This window comes from Micromonospora sp. MH33 (genome assembly GCF_003013775.1).
GTDB classification, from domain to species: Bacteria; Actinomycetota; Actinomycetes; order Mycobacteriales; family Micromonosporaceae; genus Micromonospora; species Micromonospora fulviviridis.
Genome location: NZ_MUYZ01000436.1, coordinates 1 through 3898, shown reverse-complemented (window position 1 = coordinate 3898; position 3898 = coordinate 1). Strand labels below are relative to the sequence as shown.

General features: G+C 73.4%; 5 protein-coding genes and 1 pseudogene. 2 read left to right on the top strand and 4 right to left on the bottom strand.

The window, feature by feature from the left end; translation table 11 throughout:
* Positions 1 to 209: pseudogene (locus tag B0E53_RS38835) on the bottom strand (hypothetical protein); the annotation flags it as partial.
* A 281-nt stretch (positions 210 to 490) separates the two neighbouring features.
* Here B0E53_RS38835 and B0E53_RS33895 point away from each other — a divergent pair.
* Entirely contained in the window at positions 491 to 1669 is a 1179-nt protein-coding gene (locus B0E53_RS33895) for a histidine decarboxylase (protein WP_168215475.1), read from the top strand.
* Between the two features lie 136 nt (positions 1670 to 1805).
* On the opposite strand, the gene B0E53_RS33890 is transcribed toward B0E53_RS33895, so the two are convergent.
* On the bottom strand, positions 1806 to 2195 hold the full coding sequence (locus B0E53_RS33890) for a hypothetical protein (protein ID WP_107079642.1): 390 nt from the start codon (positions 2193 to 2195) through the stop codon (positions 1806 to 1808).
* Between the two features lie 40 nt (positions 2196 to 2235).
* Complete coding sequence (locus B0E53_RS33885; RefSeq protein WP_107079640.1) at positions 2236 to 2898, bottom strand: hypothetical protein; 663 nt, start codon at positions 2896 to 2898, stop codon at positions 2236 to 2238.
* Here B0E53_RS33885 and B0E53_RS37195 point away from each other — a divergent pair.
* Complete coding sequence (locus B0E53_RS37195) at positions 2897 to 3091, top strand: hypothetical protein (RefSeq protein WP_146167896.1); 195 nt, start codon at positions 2897 to 2899, stop codon at positions 3089 to 3091. The two genes, B0E53_RS33885 and B0E53_RS37195, sit on opposite strands and share 2 nt — an antisense overlap.
* A gap of 13 nt (positions 3092 to 3104) precedes the next feature.
* Here the strand turns inward: B0E53_RS37195 and B0E53_RS33880 are convergent, their stop codons facing one another.
* Entirely contained in the window at positions 3105 to 3473 is a 369-nt protein-coding gene (locus tag B0E53_RS33880; protein WP_107079639.1) for an ArsC/Spx/MgsR family protein, read from the bottom strand.
* Positions 3474 to 3898: the final 425 nt, after the last annotated feature.

Genomic DNA, 3898 nt, shown 5'->3' with positions numbered 1-3898 from the left:
GGTGGGGCGGGCGCGCCGTGAGCCGGGCTGGCCGGAATGCCGTGGCCGGGCCCGCCCGCGGCCGGCGCGCCACCGGAGAGCCGGTGGCTCCCCCACAGCGCGGGCGGCCGGACCGGCGATGGGGGCGGGTACGCCGGCCGGTCGGGGGCACCGTCACGCGGGTCCTCATAGGACGGACGCGGCAGCGGCGACCGGTGTTCATACGACACGTGGCAGCTCCTGGCTAGCGGGACTTCGCCCGGCCGATGATTTCACTGAGTGCACACGTTATCAACTGTCCGCGAGCATTCCCTGGGGTGCCCGGGCGCTGACCGCCGGCTCAGTCCGCGTCGGCCGTCCACAGTGGCGACTGCCGCTCGACCAGCGGTTACCTCCCAACCGGTACGTCGATTATGGACAATTGGTGGCCAATTTCGTAACGCTTGCCCGCTCTCCGTGACTCATGGTCCACTCTGTGCGCCGTGCACCGTGACGACGAGGGAGCGCCGTGTTGTCAGCCGACCCAGTCCGTGACGGTTCCGTCACCCGTCCCGAGGAACTCCTCGCCGAGCTCGCCGCGGTCCGCTCGGCCGCGGTCGCCGGCCGCGAGACGCACGTCGGTTTCCCGGTCGCCACCGACATCGACTACAGCCCGCTGGCGCCGCTGTTCGGCTCGTTGCTGAACAACATCGGTGACCCGTGGACCGACCCGGCCGGCGCCAACCACACCAAGCGCTACGAGCGGGAGGTGCTGGACTGGTTCGCCGACCTGTTCCAGGCACCGGTCGACGACCGCTGGGGCTACCTCACCTCCGGCGGCACCGAGGGCAACCTCTACGCGCTCTACCTGGCCCGGGCCCGGTTCCCCAAGGCCCTGGTCTACCACTCGGCCGACGCCCACTACTCGCTGCCCAAGTGCGTCGACATCCTCGGCCTCGACTCGGTGGTGGTCCGCACCGACGAGCGCGGCGAGATGGACTACGACGACCTGACCCGGATGGTCGACCGGCACCGGGACCGGCCGGCCATCGTGGCGGCCACCTGCGGCACCACGATGACCGAGGCCGCCGACGACGTACCGCGGATCCGGCGACTGCTCGCCCGCACGCCGGTCCGCCACCACCTGCACGTCGACGGCGCACTGGCCGGGGTCCCGCTGGCACTGGCCGACGGGCGGGCCACGCTGCGGCTGGATGCCACCGTGGACAGCATCTCCATCTCCGGCTACAAGTTCCTCGGCACCCCGGTGCCGTGCGGGGTGGTGCTGACCCGCCGCACCCTCCAGCAGCAGCTCGCCCGCTCCCCCAACTACACCGGCACGGTGGACACCACGATCAGCGGCTCACGCAGCGGCCACCCGGCGCTGCTGCTCTGGTACGCGATCCGCAGCCTGGGCCACGACGGCCTGCGGGAGCGCGCCGAGCGGGCCCGCGAGCTGGCCGCGTACGCGGTGGAGCGGCTCAACGAGGTGGGCTGGCCGGCGTGGCGGCACGAGCACGCCTTCACCGTGGTCTTTCCCACCCCGTCCCCGGCCGTGACGGCGAAGTGGGTGCTGGCGAGCAGCGCCGGCCGCAGCCACCTGATCTGCATGCCCGGCGTCACCCGCGAGACCGTCGACGCCTTCGTGGCCGACGTGGCGACCGGCGGCGCGCTGCCCAGGCAGCGGGAGCGGCAGGCACTGGCCCGCTGAGCCGACGCGAGGCACCCGGACCGGCCGCCGGCGTGCGCCGGCAAGCTGCGGTTCTGGGCCGTGCCGGGTGGCGCGGTGTCGTCGCGGCTGGTGTACGGGTGCGCGGTGCCGACCTGGGCCGCGTTGACCGCCGCGGTCAGGCGGTGCGGATGACGGTGCAGATGGCCGGGCCGTCGTCGGTGGCCCGCAGCAGGTAGCGGTAGCGCTCGCCGGGCACCGCCCGCCCCTGGCTGTCCAGGAACTCCCAGCACACCGCCACCTCGGTGAGCAGCGCGGAGACCTGCTGCACGTCCTCGATCTGCGCGTTGGCCGCGACCAGTTCCCGCTCCTGGTAGTCGGGGGCCGCGCCGACGAAGCTGAGCGCCACGGCTGCCGGCGAGGTGAACGAGAAGCTGTAGGTGTCGGCGACCACCAGCCCCGGCAACGCGTAGCAGCCGGCGATGGCGGGCACGTCGGCGGTGGTCAGCGCCACGCCGTACCGGTCGAAGAAGTCGGTGAGCGTGTCGAGGTCCGTGGAAGCCGTCACGCCGCTCTCCATTACCGGACGGCCGGTCCGGCAAACCTGGTCAGCGGGGCGGGATGCGAACCTCGATCTCCGCCCCGAGCTGGGCGCCGCCAGCAAGGTCGAGGTCGTCGCCGCTCCAGAACCGGCCCGGGTCGTACCAGTTGGGCCGCCGACCGGCGGGGAGCAGCCCCATCGCCTCGTAGGTAACGGCCACCACCTCCGCGCAGTACGCGGTCTCCAGCGCCCGGTCCCGGACCGGCACGCCGCCACCGTCGGCGATGGAGGGTTGGCCGCGGCGCAGGTTCGGCACCCGGCCGCGGGCCCAGCGCCAGGCGAGCTGCGCCGTGGACGGGAACGGGGTGCCGTCGAGGCGCGCCACGGTCCGCAGCACCGCCTCCTCCATCGCGGTGTCCGCCGGCGGTTCGAGCTGGCGGAGCCAGGCCCGCTGGCCGTACCGGTTGGCCCAGACGCAGACCGCGTCCCGCAGGTCGTGCAGCTGCACGCCGCGCTGGTGGGTGCCGGTCCACATGTCCGGCAGCGAGCGACCCAGCTCGGCGTGCCACATCAGCGGCGGCATGTCGTCGAGCACCACGGCCATGCCGACGTGGTTGACCGGGCTGTTGGTGGTGAGCTGGATGGCCCGGTCGGGCACGCTGCGCCCGCGGAACACCCACAGGTCGCCGGTGCGGGTCAGCTCCACGGCCTCGTCCAGGCTGATGCTCATGGAGGACTACCCTAAGCCGATGCGGCAACGGATGCGGTGGTGGAAGCTGCTCGGGCTGGCCGGCCTCGCCGGCGTGGCGGCGACCGGCGTGGTCGTGGCCCGAGCGGAACGGCGGCGCCGGGCGTACACCCCGGAGGAGATCCGGGACCGGTTGCGCGAGCGGCACGCGAAGGCCGGCGACCGGCCTTCCTGAACCGACCGCGGGCTCACCGGTCGGTGCGGCGCACCGCTTCGTCCAGGGCCTCGGGGGTACGACCGACGAGCGCGCCGCCGTCGTCCAGCAGCAGGATGGGGCGCTGGATCAGCTCGGGGTGCGCGACCATCGCGGCCACCCAGCGCGGCTCCGTGGCGTCGTCCCGGGGCCAGTCCGCCATGCCCAGCTCGGTCGCGGCGGGCTCGCCGGTGCGGCAGATGTCCCAGGCCCGCGCGTCCAGCCGGCGCAGCACCTCGGTCAACTCCTCCGCACTCGGCGGCTCCGCCAGGTACGCCCGCAGCCGGTAGGGCACCCGCGCCTCGTCCAGCGAGGCCCGGGCGGTGGCGCACTTCGAGCAGGACGGGTTGTGCCAGATCTCCATGCCCGACATGGTGGCACGCCCACTGTGGAGGACTGACGGGGCGGCGGACCGCGCGGCCACCGTCTGTCCGCTTCCGGAGCGGCGGCGAGAGGATCCGGTCGCCCTCGCCGGATCTTGGCGAGTTGCCGTCAGCTGGGAACGGAACTCGCCAAGATCTCGAATGCGCGATCCCGAACGCCCGGTGCTGGTGTCCGGCGACGGGCGCGGATCCCGGAATGTCCCGATCCGTGGTGCTCGGGCCGGCTGTGCGATGCGGGGCGCTTGAGGCCGGGTGGCCGCCCCCGGCCCCTGGCGATCCGGTGTTCGGACGAGGCGGCACACCTTGGGGTGGATGTCGGGTCCGCACGGCCCGCTCTGGGGTCGGTGTCCGGTTTCGGCGACGTTGGGTGGTGGCCGGCGCCACCGTGGTGGCGGAATCATGGCGG

Coding starts and splice junctions, on each gene's coding strand:
- B0E53_RS37195 (WP_146167896.1), top strand. CDS start 2,897: ATGGAGGACTACCCTAAGCCGATGCGGCAACGGATGCGGTGGTGGAAG.
- B0E53_RS33885 (WP_107079640.1), bottom strand. CDS start 2,898: ATGAGCATCAGCCTGGACGAGGCCGTGGAGCTGACCCGCACCGGCGAC.
- B0E53_RS33880 (WP_107079639.1), bottom strand. CDS start 3,473: ATGGAGATCTGGCACAACCCGTCCTGCTCGAAGTGCGCCACCGCCCGG.